The following is a 16,019-nucleotide window of genomic DNA, read 5'->3' on the forward strand; positions in this document are numbered from 1 at the left end:
ACCACCTCAATACAGGAAATAGCGTTGCGCCAGCGGCAGTTCGCCCGCCGGTTCGCAGGTCAGCAGCTCGCCATCGGCGCGCACCTGATAGGTTTCCGGGTCCACCTCGATGGCGGGTGTGGCATCGTTCAGCCGCATGTCGGATTTGCCGATGCCACGGGTGTCGCTGACGGCAAGAGCGGCCTTGCCCAGCCCGTCGCAGCACCCCGCATCCGCCCCGGCGCGCGACACGAAATGCACCGCCGCCGACTGGCAGGCACGCCCCAATGCGCCGAACATGGGCCGCATCGCCATCGGCTGCGGCGTCGGGATCGAGGCATTCGCATCCCCCATCTGCGCCGCCACGATCTGCCCGCCGATCAGCACCATATCCGGCTTGGCCCCGAAAAACGCCGGGTGCCAGATGACCAGATCGGCGCGCTTGCCCGGCTCGACGCTGCCCACATGGGCGGAAATCCCGTGCGCCACCGCCGGATTGATGGTGTATTTCGCCACATAGCGGCGGGCGCGCAGATTGTCGTTTTCGCCCGTCTCGCCCGACAGACGCCCGCGCTGCACCTTCATCTTGTGCGCGGTCTGCCATGTCCGCGTGACGACCTCGCCCACCCGGCCCATGGCCTGACTGTCGGACGAGATGATCGAGAACGCACCCAGATCGTGCAGAATATCCTCGGCCGCGATGGTTTCGCGCCGGATGCGGGATTCGGCAAAGGCCACATCCTCGGGGATGGCGCGGTCGAGGTGGTGGCAGACCATCAGCATATCGAGATGTTCCTCGATCGTGTTGACGGTATAGGGCCGCGTCGGGTTGGTCGAGGACGGGATCACGTTCTGCGACCCCACCACGCGGATGATGTCGGGGGCATGGCCGCCGCCCGCGCCTTCGGTGTGATAGGCGTGGATCGTGCGCCCGCCGATGGCCGCCAGCGTGTTTTCGACAAAGCCGGATTCGTTCAGCGTGTCGGTGTGGATCATCACCTGAATGTCGTGGCGGTCGGCAACGGTCAGGCAACAGTCGATGGCGGCGGGGGTGGTGCCCCAGTCCTCGTGCAGTTTCAGCGCCATGGCCCCGGCGCGGATCTGTTCGACCAGCGCATCCGGGCGCGAGGCATTGCCCTTGCCCGACAGGCCGATGTTCATCGGCAGGCTGTCGGCCGCCTCGAACATGCGGCGCAGGTGCCAGGGGCCGGGGGTGCAGGTGGTGGCCAGCGTGCCATGCGCCGGGCCGGTGCCGCCGCCGATCATGGTGGTGGTGCCCGCCGCTAATGCCTCGTCCACCTGCTGCGGGCAGATAAAGTGGATATGGCAGTCGATGGCCCCCGCCGTGATGATCCGCCCTTCGCCCGCGATGATTTCGGTGCCCGGCCCGATGATGATGGTCACACCGGGCTGAGTGTCGGGGTTGCCCGCCTTGCCGATGGCGTGAATGCGCCCGTCGCGCAGCGCAATATCGGCCTTGTAGATGCCGGAATGGTCAAGGATCAGCGCATTGGTGATGACCGTATCGGCGGCCCCGTCCGCGCGGGTGATCTGGCTTTGGCCCATACCGTCGCGGATCACCTTGCCGCCGCCGAACTTGACCTCTTGGCCATAGGTGGTCAGGTCGCGTTCGACCTGTATCACCAGATCGGTATCGCCAAGGCGCACGCGGTCGCCGGTGGTCGGGCCGTAATGCGCCGCGTAATCGGCACGGGTGATTTCAACCGGCATCCAGCGCCCCCATGACATGACCGTTAAAGCCCCAGACCGCCCGCGCCCCCGCAAAGGGGATCAGCCGCACCTCGCGCTGCTGACCGGGTTCAAAGCGGATCGCGGTGCCTGCGGGGATGTCCAGCCGCATCCCGCGCGCGGCGGCGCGGTCGAATGTCAGCCCGGCGTTGGTTTCGGCAAAGTGGTAATGGCTGCCGACCTGCACCGGGCGGTCGCCGGTATTGGCGACCATCAGCGCGATGGCCGTCTGCCCGGCGTTCAGGGTGATGGTGCCGGGGGCGGGGATGATTTCTCCGGGGATCATTGCTTAGCCCGCCATTGCCAGCGCGGCCCCGGCCAGCCCGGTCGCCGCCCCCGCCAGACGCAGCACCAGCGCCGGGGCCAGACGCGCCGCCGCAATGCCCGCGCCATGCAGCAGCGCCGTGGCCAGCGCAAAGCCCGCCGCATAGGCCAGCAGCCCGGTGGCCGGGCCTTCGGCCCCATGCGCCCAGCCATGCGCGGCCCCGAACACCGCCACTGCCGCCAGCAGCACCGCCATCGGCAGGCGCAGCGCCAGTGCCACCAGCACCCCCAGCACGATGACCGAAGCAAGGATCACCGGCTCGACCCCGGCAAAGGGCAGGCCCGCCGCCCCGGCAACCCCGCCCGCCAGCATCGCGCCGACAAAGGTGGCGGGCAGTTGCCAGACCGCGCGCCCGCCAAGCTGCGCCGCCAGCACACCCAGCGCGACCATGGCCAGAACGTGATCCGCCCCGCCCAGAGGGTGCGCTATCCCCGCGGCCAGCGTGCCCGCATCATGGCCGGGATGGGCCAGCGCCACCTGCGGCAGCATCAAAAAGGCAGCGGATGTGAAAAGCCGTTTCATTGCAATCTCCTATCGGATGGGATGGTGGACCGTGACCAGCTTGGTCCCGTCGGGGAAGGTGGCCTCGACCTGCACGGTCTCGATCATGGCGGCGATGCCGGGCATACATTGATCGGCGGTAATCACCTGCCCGCCCGCCGCCATCAGATCGGCGACGCTGCGCCCCTCGCGCGCGCCCTCGACCACGAAATCGGTAATCAGGGCGATCGCCTCGGGGTGGTTCAGCCTGACGCCGCGTTGCAGGCGTCCGCGCGCGACCATGGCGGCAAGGCTGACCAGCAGCTTGTCTTTTTCACGAGGTGTCAGGTTCATCGGGGGCCTTTCATAGCTGCCAGACGCGCGGCACGCCGCCGGGGCGCAGGGTTTCAATCAGCCGGATCATCTGCCGCCGCAGCGGCCAGCCATCGGCGGCAACCGCCCGCACGACCAGCCGCCCGTCCCAGGCAGAGGCGGCGGCGCTGACGCCGGGTTCGCTCAGCACGGCGCGCACCGGGGCCAGCGCATCGGCGGCGCCGTCCTGCACCAGCATCAGCACCGCCATCGCCCGCGCCCCGCCCAGCAGGGCACCAGTCGCGCGGTCCAGCGCCGCATCGGTCAGCCGCAGCGGATCGACCAGCAGCGGGCGGCCATTGCGGCGGATCACCCGCCGGTCGGTCAGATCAAGGCAGCGCACGGTTTCGCCCATGGCGGCGCGGCCCAGAATGATCGTCTCCAGCCCCAGAAAGGCCGCATCCGGGGCCAGATCGACCGTAGTCTGCCGGTGCAGCCGCGCATCATTGAACAGGATGGTTTCCTGCGGCAGCCAGCTCAGCCGCGCGCCCGGCCCCGCCGTCAGGCTGACGGTGACGCGCGCCGGGGGGCCGCTGGCGCGATAGGCGCGCTCGGCCGTTTGGGTGGTGGCGGTTGCGGTGCCCTGCGCCAGTGTCAGCGACAGATCCAGCCGGTCGCCATCGGTCAGCCCGCCGGATGTGTTCAGAAACACCACCTCGGGCTGGCCGTGCAGCCGCAGCATCGCCTTGGCCGAGCCGGCCTGATGCAGCGCCGCCAGCCGCCCCCCCGACAGGGCAACACGGGCCTGACCAAAACTGCGCTGCATCGGGGCGGTGTCCAACATGCCCCCAGCAATAGCGGCGGCGGTGCCGACCAAAAGCCGGGCACGCGCCTTATCACTGCGGGAAATGCGCATCCGCCCGGCAAAAGGCTGCAAAACAGGCAGATTGCCCGTCTGACAGGCAGAAATGAGACGCCCGGCCCCCTGCGCCCCCTCTTGCACCCTCTGCGCCACGGCCTAAGCTGCCCCTGTCACCAGAGGTTTCCCATGCCCGCACCGCTTAACATCCTGAAACAACGTCTGGCGCGGGGCGAGGTGCTGCACGGCATCTGGCTGGGCCTTGCCGATCCCTATGCGGCGGAAATCGCGGCGACGGCGGATTTCGACTGGCTGCTGATCGACGGCGAACATGCGCCCAATGATCTGCGCAGCCTGTCGGCACAGGTGGCGGTGCTGGCCGGTAAAGCGCCTGCGCCAGTGCTGCGCCTGCCCGACGACGACCCGGCCCGGATCAAGCAGGCACTGGACATCGGGGTGCAGTCGCTGCTGATCCCGATGGTGGACAGCGCCGAACAGGCCGCACGCGCCCTGCGCGCCACCCGCTATGCGCCGCAGGGCATCCGTGGCGTGGGGGCGGGGCTGGCGCGGGCCTCGGGCTGGGGGGCGGTGCCGGATTATGTGGCCACGGCGAATGACCAGATCTGCCTGATCGTGCAGGTGGAATCGGTGGCCGGGCTGGCGGCGCTGGACGATATTCTGGCCGTGCCCGGCCTTGACGGCGTATTCATCGGCCCCGCCGATCTGGCCGCCGACATGGGCCACGCCGGGCAATCATCCCACCCAAAGGTGCGTGCGGCGGTCACGGATGCGCTGCGCCGTATCCGCGCCGCAGGGCGTTCGGCGGGGATGCTGTCCACCGACCCCGGCTTTGTCGCCGAATGCGTCGAGGCGGGGGCGAATTTCGTCGGCGTCGGCATCGACGTAACCACGCTGGCGCAGGGTCTGCGCGATCTGGCGCGGCGCTATCGGGGCTGAACAGAACGGTCTTCGATCAGGATAACGCATCTTGGTTGCCCACGGCACCGCCTGAGGTTCCGTCGCGGTGCGGATTGTGCTTTCCTTCTGGCTGGAAGGCCGGACTATGTCAGCGCCATGACGGTCGGGACCAGAGGCCATGGAAGGCTTGCCCCGCACCGAACCTTTTTCGAGAAACTGCCTGAGCAGAAGATCCCGACATCACGCTGCCCAAACTCAAAGACGCGCTGCCGCAGCCAAAGGCGTTTTCGCCCATCACTCACCCATTGCCAGCCTGAACTCACCGGAAAAGTCGCTGGTGGCTGCCGAACACGGCGGTGCCAAGGCAAGACAGCGGCGAACCGGGCGGTCCGTGCATCGCCTGCCAGCCGTCGCGGATCGACCGGAACGCGCGGCGGTCATCAACGAACCGCAGGTCCGCACAGAAAAACCTTGCTGAAGCCATGCTTACCCGCCTGCGTGGCACAGGGCCGGGTATAGATACGCCCCTCGGTGTTTCAGGGGTGCGATGGATGCCGCATTCGCAACCTGTGTGCGCAAGGTCCCTGCCCCGCCACCCAAGACCTTCATAGCTTTGGGGAAAGTGGCCGCCCTTGGGCGGCCACCCGTATCAGCCCTGCAAGTCGTCGGGCATCACGCCCTTGGGGATGTTCTGATAGCTGACCGGCCGCAGGAAACGGCGGATCGACAGGGTGCCGACCGAGGTTGCGCCGAAATTGGTGCTGGCGGGATAGGGGCCGCCGTGGACCATGGCATCGGCGACCTCGACCCCGGTGGGGAAGCCGTTGAACAGCACCCGGCCCGCCTTGCGTTCCAGCACGGGCAGCAGGGCGCGGGCCAGATCGGTGTCGCCTGCATCCATATGGACGGTAGCGGTCAACTGGCCCTCGAACCCGCGCGCCAGTGCCAGCATCTCGGACGCATCCGCCACCCGGACCACAAGGCCAAGCGGGCCGAACACCTCTTCGCCCAGGGCGTGATCCTGCAAATAGCTGGCAGCGTCGGTCTCATAAAGGTTCGGGTTCGCCTCGCGCCCCTCGCTTTGGGTGGACAGCAAGGGGGTGACGCTGTTGCGGGTCTCGAACCGCTGCTGGCCATCGCGATACGCCTGCGCGATGCCGTCGGTCAGCATGACCTGCGGGCCAACCTTGGCCAGCGCGGCCTTGGCGGCGGCGACAAAGGCATCGCCATCGGCGCCGGTGCCGACCACCGCAATGCCGGGATTGGTGCAGAACTGCCCCGCGCCCATGGTCAGCGACGCGGCCCAGCCGGTGCCGATGTCGGCCCCGCGCGCGGCGGTGGCGGCAGGCAGGACGAACATCGGGTTGACCGAGCCAAGCTCGCCAAAGAACGGGATCGGCTCGGGGCGGGCGGCGCACAGATCGAACAGCGCCCGGCCCCCGGCCAGCGACCCGGTAAAACCGACCGCCTTTATCAGCGGATGCTGAACCAGCGCCTGCCCGACATCGCGGCGTCCGCCCTGAATCAGGCTGAACACGCCCGCGGGCATATCGCAGCGGGCAATGGCGGCATGGATCGCCTCGGCCACGATCTCGCCGGTGCCGGGATGGGCGGAATGGCCCTTGACCACGACCGGGCAACCGGCCGCCAGCGCCGCCGCCGTATCACCGCCCGCCACCGAAAAGGCCAGCGGAAAGTTCGAGGCGCCGAACACCGCCACCGGGCCGATCGGGCGCTGGATCATCCGCAGATCGGGGCGCGGCAGCGGCTGGCGGTCGGGCAGCGCCGGGTCGTGGCGCAGGTCCAGATAGTCGCCCTTGCGGATATGGTCGGCGAACAGGCGCAACTGGCCCGTCGTGCGCCCGCGTTCGCCGTTCAGCCGCGCTTGGGGCAGGCCGGTTTCCTGCGTGCCGATCTGGGTGATCGCCTCGGCGCGGGCCTCGATTTCATCGGCGATGGCGTCAAGGAAATCGGCACGGGCCGCGCGCGGGGCATAGCCATAGGACCAAAAGGCATCCTCGGCGGCACGGGCCGCGCGATCCACCAGTTCCACCGTCCCGACCGAGAAATCATGCGCCGGGCCGTGGGCCGGTTCGGATGCAAAGCTCTGGTCGCCGCCAACCCATTCGCCCGCGATCAGATGTTTTCCATGCGGTGTAAAGCTCATCTCAGCGCCCCGTTTTCTGCCGCCATTCGGCGTATTTCTGTTGGTTTTCGTCCTTGGTCGAGGGATACAGCCCGATGATCCCGGCACCGGCCTGAACCTGTTCCAGCACGAAATCCTCATAGCTTTCCATGCCGGTGCATTCCTCGGCGATCTCGTCGGCCAGATCGGCGGGGATGACCATCACGCCATCACCGTCACCGACCAGCACATCGCCGGGGAACACCGCAACATCGCCGCAGGCGACGGGGATGTTGATGTCCAGCGCCTCGTGCAGGGTCAGGTTGGTGGGGGCAGAGGGGCGGGCGCAATAGGCGGGCATGTCCAGCGCGCCGATCCCCTCGGCATCGCGAAAGCCGCCGTCAGACACGACACCCGCCGCACCACGCAGCGCCAGCCGGGTTATCAGGATCGAACCGGCAGTGGCGGCGCGGGCATCCTTGCGGGCGTCCATCACCAGAACATGACCGGGCGGGCAGGTTTCCACCGCGACCCGCTGCGGATGGTCGGCATTGCGGAATACGGTGATCGGGTTCCGATCCTCGCGCGCGGGGATATAGCGCAGGGTGAAGGCCTGCCCGACCATGTTTTCGGGCTTGCGGGCGACGGGCACCACGCCCTGAATGAACTGGTTGCGCAGGCCGCGCTTATACAGCGCCGTGGCAACCGAGGCGGTCGAGACCTTTTTCAGCCGGTCGCGGGTTTCATCGGAAAGGGTGTAATCACTCATCGCTTATCCTCGGGTAAGGCCGTTCGCGGCCATGAAGGTTGTCAGCCTGGCTTGCTGCGCATCGGTCAGCGGCCAGGCAGAAGGCGCGCGGGTGGGGCCGCAATCCAGCCCCTGCGCGATCAGGGCCGCCTTGACCCCGGTGACATTCGTGCCGTTCATTTCCTCGGCGCGGATGTCCTCGAACGCGCGCATATCGGCGATCAGGGCATTTGCGTCGGCATAGTTGCCCGCTTCCAGCGCGGCATGAATCGCCAGCGAGCGTTCAGGCCAGACGTTAATCAGCCCCGAGGTGAACCCCCGCGCGCCCACGGCATAGAATGTCGGTGCCCAGACCTCGGCCAGACCACCGACCCAGACGATAGACGGATCGCAGGCGGCCCTGGCCTCGGCCAGACGCATCGGGTTGGGGGTGGCCCATTTCACCCCCTTGACCCCCGGCACGGCGCACAGATCGGCAATGGCCCCGGTGCCGATGGCGTCATTGCGCAGATACAGCATCATCGGCACCCCCCCCGAGGCATCCGCCACCGCCTTCAGGTAATCGACGATCCCGCGCGGCGCGACGAAAGGGTCTGGCGGCTGATGCACCATCAGCGCCGCCGCCCCGGCATCGGCGGATGCCCGCGCCAGCCGCTGCGCATCGCGCAAGCCGCGCCCGACGCCGGCCAACAGCGGCGCACGGCCCGCGATCAGCCCGGCGACCTCGGCCACCATGGTGCAGGCCTCGTCCGTGGTCAGGGCATAGAATTCACCCGTGTTGCCGTTCACCACCGGCATATGCAGCCCCGCCGTCAGGGCGCGGTCAATGATCGGGGCCAGCCGCACGGGCGCGACCTCGCCCGCATCGTCATAAGGCGTCACAAGGATGCCCGAAATGCCCGTCAGGGCTTGATCGAGTGTCATTTTATCCCCCATCAGAAAATCTCCGGCTCGCCTGCGGCCTTGCCAAAACCGCGTTCCAGAAAATCGAAATCACAGCCCTTGTCGGCCTGCGTCACATGGCGCGAGAACATCCAGCCATAGCCACGGTCGAATTTCGGCTGTGGCGGGGTCCATGCGGCCTGACGGCGCTTCAGCTCGTCCTCGTCCACCAGCATGTCCAGCCGCCGCGCGGGCAGATCCAGCCGCACGATGTCGCCGGTGCGCAACAGCGCCAGCGGCCCGCCGACATAGCTTTCCGGCGCGACATGCAGCACGCAGGCCCCGTAAGAGGTGCCCGACATACGCGCATCGGAAATCCGCAGCATATCGCGATGGCCCTGTTTAATCAGCGCCTTGGGGATCGGCAGCATCCCCCATTCGGGAAAGCCCGGCCCACCCTGCGGCCCCGCATTGCGCAGCACCAGCACCGTGTCGGGCGTCACATCCAGATTTTCATCGTCGATGGCGGCCTTCATTTCGGGATAGCTGTCGAACACCAGCGCCGGGCCTTGGTGGACGTGATATTTCGGATCGCAGGCGGCAGGTTTGATAACCGCACCATCGGGGCAAAGATTGCCGCGCAGCACCGCCAGCGAGCCTTCGTGATAGACCGGATTGCTTAACGGGCGGATCACATCATCATTATAGACCTGCGCGCCTGTCAGGTTTTCGCCCATGGTCTTGCCGGTGACAGTCAGCGCGGACAGATCCAGCCGGTCCCTGATCTGCGCCATCAGGGCGCGCAGACCGCCTGCATAGAAGAAATCCTCCATCAGATAGTCTTTACCCGAGGGGCGGACATTCGCGATCAGCGGCGTTTCGCGGCCAAGCGCGTCCAGATCGTCCAGCGTCAGATCGACGCCCGCGCGTCGGGCCATGGCGATCAGGTGAACGACGGCATTGGTGGAACAGCCCGTCGCCATCGCCACGATGGCCGCGTTACGCACCGATGCCGGGGTGACGATCTGATCCGGGGTCAAATCCTCCCACACCATATCGACGATCCGCCGCCCGCAGTCAGAGGCCATGCGCTGATGCCCGCTGTCCACCGCCGGCACCGAGGATGCGCCCGGCAGGGTCAGCCCCATCGCATCGGTGATCGCGGTCATGGTGCTGGCGGTGCCCATGGTCATGCAGACGCCGGGCGAACGCGCGATACCGCCCTGAAGCCCCTGCCATTCGGCGTCCGAGATATTGCCGGCCCGCCGCTCGTCCCAGTATTTCCACGCATCCGACCCGGACCCCAGCGCGCGGCCCGCATAATTCCCGCGCAGCATCGGCCCGGCGGGCAGATAGATCATCGGCACGCCCGCCGTCAGCGCCCCCATGACCAGCCCCGGCGTGGTCTTGTCGCAACCGCCCATCAGCACCACACCATCCAGCGGGTGCGAACGGATCTGTTCCTCGGTCTCGATCGCCAGCAGGTTGCGATACAGCATCGAGGTCGGCTTGGTGAAACTTTCGTCCACCGACAGCGAAGGCAGTTCCACCGGAAAGCCGCCCGCCGCCAGAACGCCGCGCTTCACATCCGCCGCGCGTTCGCGGAAATGGGCGTGACAACTGTTCAGTTCGGACCATGTGTTCAGGATGCCGATGATCGGCTTGCCCATGAAATCGGCCTCGGAATAGCCAAGCTGCATCATCCGCGACCGATGGCCAAAGCTGCGCAGATCGTCGGGCGCGAACCAGCGGGCGGACCGCAGATCCTGCGGGGTTTTTCTGTGTGTCATGGTCTTTTCCTTTGCGGCGGCAGTCATTCCTCGCCCCCGGCTTTCATCAGATTGTTGGCCTGGCGGGGCCGGAACTCGACCCACAGCTGCCAGATGATCGACAGCGCGGCCAAGGTCAGGAAGGTGCCGGAAATCGGGTTGGTCAGGAATCCGGTCCAATCCCCGCGCGACAGTTGCAGCCCGCGGCGGAAACTGGTTTCCGCCATCGGCCCAAGGATAAAGCCGATGATAAAGGGCGCGGTCGGCATTCCCGCCTTGACGAAGGCAAAGCCCAGCACGCCAAAGGCAAGGATCGTCCAGATGTCAAAGACCCGGCTGGCCAGACCAAAGGCCCCGACGGCGCACAGCACCAGAATGATCGGCAGCAGGATATGTTTCGGGATCGCCAGCAGGCGAATGAAAATCCGCAGCCCCCAGAACTCCAGCACCAGCATCACGACAGCGGACACGATCAGCGCCGCAAAGATCGTATAGACCAGCGGGCCTTGCGTCAGAAACAGCATCGGGCCGGGCTGGATACCGTGGATCATCAGCCCGCCCAGCAGGATCGCCGTCACCGCATCGCCCGGAATGCCCAGCGTCAGCAGCGGCACCATGGCGCCGCCGATCCCGGCATTATTGGCGGATTCCGACGCGACCACGCCTTCGATGGTGCCTTTGCCGAATTGTTCGGGCGTTTTGGACCGCTTTTTGGCCGCGATATAGGAAATGATGTTCGAGGTTCCCGCCCCGACCCCCGGCAAAATGCCGATGCCCAGACCGATCAGCGCAGACCGGATGGCATTGGGGATCTGCCCGATGAATTCGGCCAGCGAAAAGCCAAAGCCCTTGATGCGCACCATCCGCGCCCGGCCGTCATTGGGATCGGCGGTCCTGGCGCCTTCGGCAACCTTGATGATCTCGGCCACGGCGAACATGCCGACCAGCACGGTCAGGATGGAAAAGCCCGCGTTCAGCTCGACCCGGCCAAAGGTAAAGCGCGTGGTCGCATCCACCGGCGCGATGCCGACCGTGGACACGGCAAAGCCCAGCACCCCGGCGAACACGCCCTTGGCCATGGAACCCGACGACAGCGTGGCGATCAGCGTCAGCGAAAACACTGCGATGGCAAAATATTCATGCGGGCCAAAAGACAGCGCCACCTGCGCCAGCCACGGCGCAATGAACATCAGCGCGGCAATGGAAATCAGCGTGCCGATAAAGGAAAACACGATGCCCACGCCCAAAGCCTTGGCACCCTCGCCCTTTTCCATCATCGGGGCGCCGTCGAAGGTGGTGGCGATAGAAGACGGTGTGCCGGGGATTTTCAGCAGGATTGCCGAAATCAACCCGCCCGAGGTCGCCCCCACGAACAGCGCGATCAACAGCGCCATGCCCGCGCCGGGCGACAGGCCATAGGTCATCGGCAGGCACAGCGCGATGGCCATGACGGCGGTCAGGCCGGGCACCGCGCCAAACACGATGCCAACGCCGACGCCGATCACGATCAGCATGAACACCTGCGGCGACAGGACGTTCAGAAATCCGGTTGCAAGAAGATCAAGCATTGTCCCCCCCCTTACGGCAGCAGCGCGGTCAGCGGACCAGCCGGCAGCATCAGCCCGAAGCCATAGCGAAAGGTGGCGAAAATCACCGCAGATGCCGCCAGCGCAATGACGGCATAAACGGCATAGGGCGTGCGAATGCCGCGCGGGGTCAGCACGATGAACTGCGCAAACAGATAAAGCGGCGTCGCCAGCGGAAATCCGATCCGCCCCAATGCCGCGACATAAGCCGCAATCAGCACCAGCGTCAGCCCGACCGTCATCATGTCCGAACCGGGACGCGATGCGGTTTCCGTCTCGGCCCGGTGTTCGGCCGCAACCACCGCATCGCCAATCGGGCCGTGCCCCGCTGCGACAGCCTCGGCCGGGTCGCCCATCACGGTGGTGGTGTTTTGCAGCGGTGCCCACCACTTGCGCAGCACGGCGAACAGTTCGATCAGCCCCAGCCCGATCATCATCATGGCCAGCAGCGTCGGCACGGTCGAGGCGTCAACCCCGTCCCGGTTCGGCACGCCCATCGACATGCCCATATACACAACCCCCGCCCCCAGCATGGCGAGCGCGACAATCATATCCTTGTGGCGCATGGCTCCCCTCCCCCTTGTGCCGGTTGGAACGGCGGCGCGGATACGCCGCCGTTTCGCGATCAGCGGCTTGCCTGCAAGGCGTCGCGATAGGGCATGTAGGTGTCGCGGATCTGGTTCAGACGGGTCAGCGCCTCGTCATGCGGCAGGAAGGAAACGGGCTGTTTGAAACCCTGCTCCAGATCGGCGGCATATTCGGGAGTTTCGGCGATTTGCTGCATCACCTCGTTCATCCTGGCAACGATTGCCGGATCGGTGCCTTTGGGAAAGGCAATGATATAGGGATTGGGCATCACCATATCGACGCCCTGTTCGGCAAAGGTCGGGATGTCGCCCAGAAACGGGTTCCGCTCGGCATTGGGCTGGCCCAGCACATGCATCTGCCCCGAGGTCGCATAATCCTGAATCGCCCCGTAAGAGATCCCCGCAATGTCGATCCGCCCGCCCAGCAGGCTGGCGACTTTTTCCGAAGCCGATCCGGTATCGACGATGTTCAGTTCAGTGCCCGTCGCGGCCTGAAACACCAGCCCTTGCAGATGCGAATAACCGCCCAGTTCCGTGCCAAAGGTGATGCTGCCGGGTTCCGCTGCCTGAACATCGGCCACGGTTTCCAGCCCCGACCGCTGGCTGGTCACGAATACCGCGCCCTGATCTATGGCCGGAATGCAGCAGATATCGAAATCCGCGATACCGTAATTGGCCAGACCGGATACTTCGGTCACGATCAGATGACCGGTATGGCCGAACAGCATGGTATAGCCATCCGGCTCGGCATCCTTGACCGCCGAGGTGGCGATGGTCGCCCCGCCGCCCGGCATATTGGTGATGACCATCGTGCGGCCGGTGATCTGTTCGAAATACTTGGCCATGGTGCGGGCGTTGAAATCGGTGTCACCGCCGGGGCTGGCCCCGATAATCACGTTGATCGTGCGCTCGGGCCAAGCGGTCTCGGCCAGCGCATGGGCCGGGATCAGCGTCAAAGCGCCCATCAGCGCGGCTAGCAGCGGGTGTTTCATGAAATCCTCCTCCTGTTTGCGGCCATGTGGCCACCCTCCATCTGGTGCGCTAATATATTTGCGCATCAAAGGCAAGAGGTTTATCCTTGTTGTCCGGTCCGCCATCGTGGCAGATGACAGGCAAAGGATCGTGCAAATACTGGCAAGGCAATGAAAACCGGACCCAAAAGACGACCGCTGCGCAGCGCCGTTCTGCATGATGCCCTGCGTCAGATGATCGTTACTGCCGTATTGCCGCCCGGCGCCCCCCTGAACGAACGCGACCTGTGCGCGCAATTCGGTGTCAGCCGCACCCCATTGCGCGAAGCGATTCTGCGGCTGGCCGAACATGGTCTTGTCGAAGTCGCGCCCCAGCACGGCACCTTTGTATCGCATATATCGCCGCGCGCGGTCCGGCTGGGCCATTTCCTGCGCGAAAACCTGGAACTGCCGGTGATCCGCCGACTGGCCTCGGATGCGATGCCTGACCTCACTGCGGCGCGCGCAGCGGTTCTGGAACAAAAGCTGGCCGAGACCCGCAACGACCACGCTGCCTTCATTCTGGCCGATGACGCCTTCCATCAGGCACTGTTCGAGGCGGCCTGCCTGCCCGAGATATGGGAGGTCATCCACGCGAAAAAGGCCCATCTGGACCGCAGCCGCTTTCAAAGCGGGATGCTGCGTGGCGGTCTGGCGCGGCCTATCGCCCAGCATGAGGCGATCCTGCAAGCCATTGGCGATCGCCTGCCCGACCGTGCCGTGGCCCTTGCACGGGAACATATCGACAGCGGCCTGATCGCGCTGGACTATCTGACCGATGAGGCAGCCCGATGACCCTTTACCAGAACGAGATGGAGGCCGATCTGCGCCGCCGCATCCTGTCGCTGGAACTGCCGCCGGGCAGGCCCTTGTCCCGGCCCGAGTTGCTGCGCGAATATGGTGTCAGCTCGACCCCGCTGCGCGATGCGCTGATCCAGTTGCAATCCGATGGTCTGGTGGTCGTGCAACCGCAATCGGGCACGATGGTCAGCCTGATCGACCTTGAACAGGCCCGGCAGGCGCATTTTCTGCGCAGCGCAACGGAACGGGCCATCGTGGCTGAACTGGCCGTTTCGGCCCCCTCGGGGCTGATCGCCTGCCTTGACGGCATCATCAGCCTGCAAGAACAGCACGCAGCCGCTGATCTGGCGATCTTCGCGGCACTGGACAGCCGCTTTCACGAGGAACTGTTCAAGGCGGCCAACATGATGGCGGTTCATGCCGTGATCCGCCGCGAAAGCATGCACATCGACCGCATCCGCGCCCTGCATCTGCCGGTGGGTGACAAGACCATGCAGATCCTGTCGGATCACCGGCAGATCGTGGACCGGATCAAGGCGCAGGATGTGGCAGGCGCGGTTGCGGCCATGGCCCGGCATCTGTCGCAGTCGATTGCCATCGCCCCCGAACTGCGCAGCAGAATGCCGGAATATTTCAGTCAGGCGCCGAAATCAGCACCGCACGGAAGTCATTGACATTGGTCAGCGTCGGCCCGGTTTTCACCAGATCACCGATCCCGTCGAACAGGGAATAGCTGTCATGCGCGGCCAGAACCGCGCGCGGGTCCAGCCCGGCAAGGCGGGCACGGGCCAGCGTGTCGGGGGTGATGATCGCGCCCGCCGCATCCTCGGTCCCGTCGATGCCGTCGGTGTCACCGGCCAGCGCGTGAATACCGGGGCGGCCATCCAGCGCCAAGGCCATGGCCAGCAGAAATTCGGTATTGCGGCCGCCCTTGCCGGGCTTGACCGCGCCAATGGTCACGGTGGTTTCACCCCCCGACAGCAGCACCGCCGGGCCTGCCACCGGCACCCCATGCGCCGCTGCCGACAGGGCGATCCCGGCCATGACCTGACCGGCGGCACTGGCCTCGCCCTCGATGGCATCGCCAAGGATCAGGGGCGTGACGCCAGCCGCCCGCGCCGCATCCGCCGCCGCCTGCAACGCCATCAGCGGCGTGGCGATCAGGCGGTAATCGGCCTTGAACAGCGGCTGCGCCTTGGGCGGGGTCAGCAGCAATTGCCGGGCGGCATCGGGCAGGTCTGGGCCAAGCATCGCCGCCACATCGGACAGATCGGCGTCATCCGCATCGTAAACCGTGGGACCAGAGGCAATCGCCAGCGGATCATCCCCCGGCACATCGGAAATCGCCAGCGTCACCACCTGCGCGGGTGCAGCGGCCCGCGCCAGCCGCCCGCCCTTGACCGCCGACAGCCGCCGCCTGACCCGGTTCATCACCGAAATCGGCGCGCCCGAGGCCAGCAGCAGCCGGTTGACCTGCATCTTGTCCGCCAGCGTCAGCCCCGGCGCCGGTGCGCTCATCAAGGCCGAGCCGCCGCCCGAGATCAGCGCCAGCACCAGATCATCCGGGCCAAGCCCCCGCACCGCATCCAGTATCCGTGCCGCCGCCTTTGCCCCGTTGTCGTCGGGGACGGGATGGGCCGCCTCGATCACCTGAATCCGGCGGGTCGGCACGGCATGGCCATAGCGGGTCACGACAACGCCGGTCACATCGGGCCAGACCGCCTCGACCGCGCGGGCCATGGCGGCAGCCGATTTTCCCGCCCCCACCACCACGACACGCCCCCGAGGGCGCGGCGGCAGATGCGCCGCCAGCACTCTGGCCGGATCGGCGCTGTCCACGGCGGCGCGGAACAGATGCAGCAGCAAGTCCCCGGAGTTGCGCATCATGG

At 66.3% G+C, this 16,019-nt stretch carries 17 protein-coding genes; 3 read left to right on the forward strand and 14 right to left on the reverse strand.

Annotated elements, in window-relative coordinates; translation table 11 throughout:
• Positions 1–6 precede the first annotated feature (6 nt).
• From ureC to Q4G14_RS04640, 5 genes are read right to left on the reverse strand one after another with little or no spacing between them, the layout of a single operon-like run.
• Positions 7–1,710 carry an urease subunit alpha gene (gene ureC / locus Q4G14_RS04620; protein ID WP_303360660.1) on the reverse strand — a complete coding sequence of 568 codons (1,704 nt, stop codon included), beginning with the start codon at positions 1,708–1,710 and terminating at the stop codon, positions 7–9.
• Positions 1,700–2,014 (reverse strand): urease subunit beta, encoded by a 315-nt coding sequence (locus Q4G14_RS04625; protein WP_303360561.1) that lies wholly within the window; start codon positions 2,012–2,014, stop codon positions 1,700–1,702. The genes ureC and Q4G14_RS04625 overlap by 11 nt, the downstream gene beginning before the upstream one ends.
• Before the next feature lie 3 nt (positions 2,015–2,017).
• A complete protein-coding gene (locus Q4G14_RS04630; protein WP_303360562.1) occupies positions 2,018–2,575 on the reverse strand; it encodes a HupE/UreJ family protein in 558 nt (185 codons plus the stop codon).
• Positions 2,576–2,584: 9 nt separating this feature from the next.
• The gene (locus Q4G14_RS04635; protein ID WP_303360563.1) at positions 2,585–2,887 is read right to left on the reverse strand and encodes an urease subunit gamma; all 303 of its coding nucleotides are present in this window, start codon (positions 2,885–2,887) and stop codon (positions 2,585–2,587) included.
• Positions 2,888–2,897: 10 nt separating this feature from the next.
• A complete protein-coding gene (locus Q4G14_RS04640) occupies positions 2,898–3,671 on the reverse strand; it encodes an urease accessory protein UreD (RefSeq protein ID WP_368661313.1) in 774 nt (257 codons plus the stop codon).
• Positions 3,672–3,893: 222 nt separating this feature from the next.
• Here Q4G14_RS04640 and Q4G14_RS04645 point away from each other — a divergent pair, with 222 nt between their 5' ends.
• Complete coding sequence (locus Q4G14_RS04645; protein WP_303360565.1) at positions 3,894–4,661, forward strand: HpcH/HpaI aldolase/citrate lyase family protein; 768 nt, start codon at positions 3,894–3,896, stop codon at positions 4,659–4,661.
• A 280-nt stretch (positions 4,662–4,941) separates the two neighbouring features.
• Here Q4G14_RS04645 and Q4G14_RS04650 read toward each other — a convergent pair whose 3' ends face one another.
• The 8 genes from Q4G14_RS04650 to Q4G14_RS04685 form a co-directional block, all read right to left on the reverse strand.
• Positions 4,942–5,106, reverse strand: a complete 165-nt coding sequence (locus Q4G14_RS04650; protein WP_303360566.1) for a hypothetical protein — start codon at positions 5,104–5,106, stop codon at positions 4,942–4,944.
• 165 nt (positions 5,107–5,271) lie between these two features.
• Complete coding sequence (locus Q4G14_RS04655; RefSeq protein ID WP_303360567.1) at positions 5,272–6,789, reverse strand: aldehyde dehydrogenase (NADP(+)); 1,518 nt, start codon at positions 6,787–6,789, stop codon at positions 5,272–5,274.
• 1 nt (position 6,790) lies between these two features.
• Positions 6,791–7,516, reverse strand: coding sequence for a ribonuclease activity regulator RraA (locus Q4G14_RS04660; protein WP_303360568.1), 726 nt, complete (start codon positions 7,514–7,516; stop codon positions 6,791–6,793).
• 3 nt (positions 7,517–7,519) lie between these two features.
• Positions 7,520–8,419, reverse strand: coding sequence for a dihydrodipicolinate synthase family protein (locus Q4G14_RS04665; protein WP_303360569.1), 900 nt, complete (start codon positions 8,417–8,419; stop codon positions 7,520–7,522).
• Positions 8,420–8,430: 11 nt separating this feature from the next.
• Positions 8,431–10,167, reverse strand: a complete 1,737-nt coding sequence (gene araD / locus Q4G14_RS04670; protein ID WP_303360570.1) for an L-arabinonate dehydratase — start codon at positions 10,165–10,167, stop codon at positions 8,431–8,433.
• A gap of 23 nt (positions 10,168–10,190) precedes the next feature.
• Positions 10,191–11,714, reverse strand: a complete 1,524-nt coding sequence (locus Q4G14_RS04675) for a tripartite tricarboxylate transporter permease (RefSeq protein WP_303360571.1) — start codon at positions 11,712–11,714, stop codon at positions 10,191–10,193.
• Positions 11,715–11,725: 11 nt separating this feature from the next.
• Complete coding sequence (locus Q4G14_RS04680) at positions 11,726–12,298, reverse strand: tripartite tricarboxylate transporter TctB family protein (protein WP_303360572.1); 573 nt, start codon at positions 12,296–12,298, stop codon at positions 11,726–11,728.
• Positions 12,299–12,357: 59 nt separating this feature from the next.
• Complete coding sequence (locus tag Q4G14_RS04685) at positions 12,358–13,311, reverse strand: tripartite tricarboxylate transporter substrate binding protein (protein ID WP_303360573.1); 954 nt, start codon at positions 13,309–13,311, stop codon at positions 12,358–12,360.
• 150 nt (positions 13,312–13,461) lie between these two features.
• Between Q4G14_RS04685 and Q4G14_RS04690 the strand changes: the two genes are divergently transcribed.
• Entirely contained in the window at positions 13,462–14,124 is a 663-nt protein-coding gene (locus Q4G14_RS04690; protein WP_303360574.1) for a GntR family transcriptional regulator, read from the forward strand.
• Positions 14,121–14,804: a GntR family transcriptional regulator gene (locus tag Q4G14_RS04695; RefSeq protein ID WP_303360575.1), complete on the forward strand. Its 684-nt coding sequence runs from the start codon at positions 14,121–14,123 to the stop codon at positions 14,802–14,804. Before Q4G14_RS04690 ends, Q4G14_RS04695 begins: the two co-directional genes overlap by 4 nt.
• On the opposite strand, the gene Q4G14_RS04700 is transcribed toward Q4G14_RS04695, so the two are convergent.
• Positions 14,764–16,017 carry a glycerate kinase gene (locus Q4G14_RS04700; protein WP_303360576.1) on the reverse strand — a complete coding sequence of 418 codons (1,254 nt, stop codon included), beginning with the start codon at positions 16,015–16,017 and terminating at the stop codon, positions 14,764–14,766. The two genes, Q4G14_RS04695 and Q4G14_RS04700, sit on opposite strands and share 41 nt — an antisense overlap.
• Positions 16,018–16,019: the final 2 nt, after the last annotated feature.

Origin of the sequence: Paracoccus sp. (in: a-proteobacteria) (assembly GCF_030538755.1) — a bacterium.
In the GTDB taxonomy this organism is placed as follows: Bacteria; Pseudomonadota; Alphaproteobacteria; order Rhodobacterales; family Rhodobacteraceae; genus Paracoccus.

Bases quoted from the DNA above. Each gene is read 5' to 3' on its own strand.
- ureC (WP_303360660.1), bottom strand. From the start codon at position 1,710: ATGCCGGTTGAAATCACCCGTGCCGATTACGCGGCGCATTACGGCCCG.
- Q4G14_RS04625 (WP_303360561.1), bottom strand. From the start codon at position 2,014: ATGATCCCCGGAGAAATCATCCCCGCCCCCGGCACCATCACCCTGAAC.
- Q4G14_RS04630 (WP_303360562.1), bottom strand. From the start codon at position 2,575: ATGAAACGGCTTTTCACATCCGCTGCCTTTTTGATGCTGCCGCAGGTG.
- Q4G14_RS04635 (WP_303360563.1), bottom strand. From the start codon at position 2,887: ATGAACCTGACACCTCGTGAAAAAGACAAGCTGCTGGTCAGCCTTGCC.
- Q4G14_RS04640 (WP_368661313.1), bottom strand. From the start codon at position 3,671: ATGCAGCGCAGTTTTGGTCAGGCCCGTGTTGCCCTGTCGGGGGGGCGG.
- Q4G14_RS04645 (WP_303360565.1), top strand. From the start codon at position 3,894: ATGCCCGCACCGCTTAACATCCTGAAACAACGTCTGGCGCGGGGCGAG.
- Q4G14_RS04650 (WP_303360566.1), bottom strand. From the start codon at position 5,106: ATGGCTTCAGCAAGGTTTTTCTGTGCGGACCTGCGGTTCGTTGATGAC.
- Q4G14_RS04655 (WP_303360567.1), bottom strand. From the start codon at position 6,789: ATGAGCTTTACACCGCATGGAAAACATCTGATCGCGGGCGAATGGGTT.
- Q4G14_RS04660 (WP_303360568.1), bottom strand. From the start codon at position 7,516: ATGAGTGATTACACCCTTTCCGATGAAACCCGCGACCGGCTGAAAAAG.
- Q4G14_RS04665 (WP_303360569.1), bottom strand. From the start codon at position 8,419: ATGACACTCGATCAAGCCCTGACGGGCATTTCGGGCATCCTTGTGACG.
- araD (WP_303360570.1), bottom strand. From the start codon at position 10,167: ATGACACACAGAAAAACCCCGCAGGATCTGCGGTCCGCCCGCTGGTTC.
- Q4G14_RS04675 (WP_303360571.1), bottom strand. From the start codon at position 11,714: ATGCTTGATCTTCTTGCAACCGGATTTCTGAACGTCCTGTCGCCGCAG.
- Q4G14_RS04680 (WP_303360572.1), bottom strand. From the start codon at position 12,298: ATGCGCCACAAGGATATGATTGTCGCGCTCGCCATGCTGGGGGCGGGG.
- Q4G14_RS04685 (WP_303360573.1), bottom strand. From the start codon at position 13,311: ATGAAACACCCGCTGCTAGCCGCGCTGATGGGCGCTTTGACGCTGATC.
- Q4G14_RS04690 (WP_303360574.1), top strand. From the start codon at position 13,462: ATGAAAACCGGACCCAAAAGACGACCGCTGCGCAGCGCCGTTCTGCAT.
- Q4G14_RS04695 (WP_303360575.1), top strand. From the start codon at position 14,121: ATGACCCTTTACCAGAACGAGATGGAGGCCGATCTGCGCCGCCGCATC.
- Q4G14_RS04700 (WP_303360576.1), bottom strand. From the start codon at position 16,017: ATGATGCGCAACTCCGGGGACTTGCTGCTGCATCTGTTCCGCGCCGCC.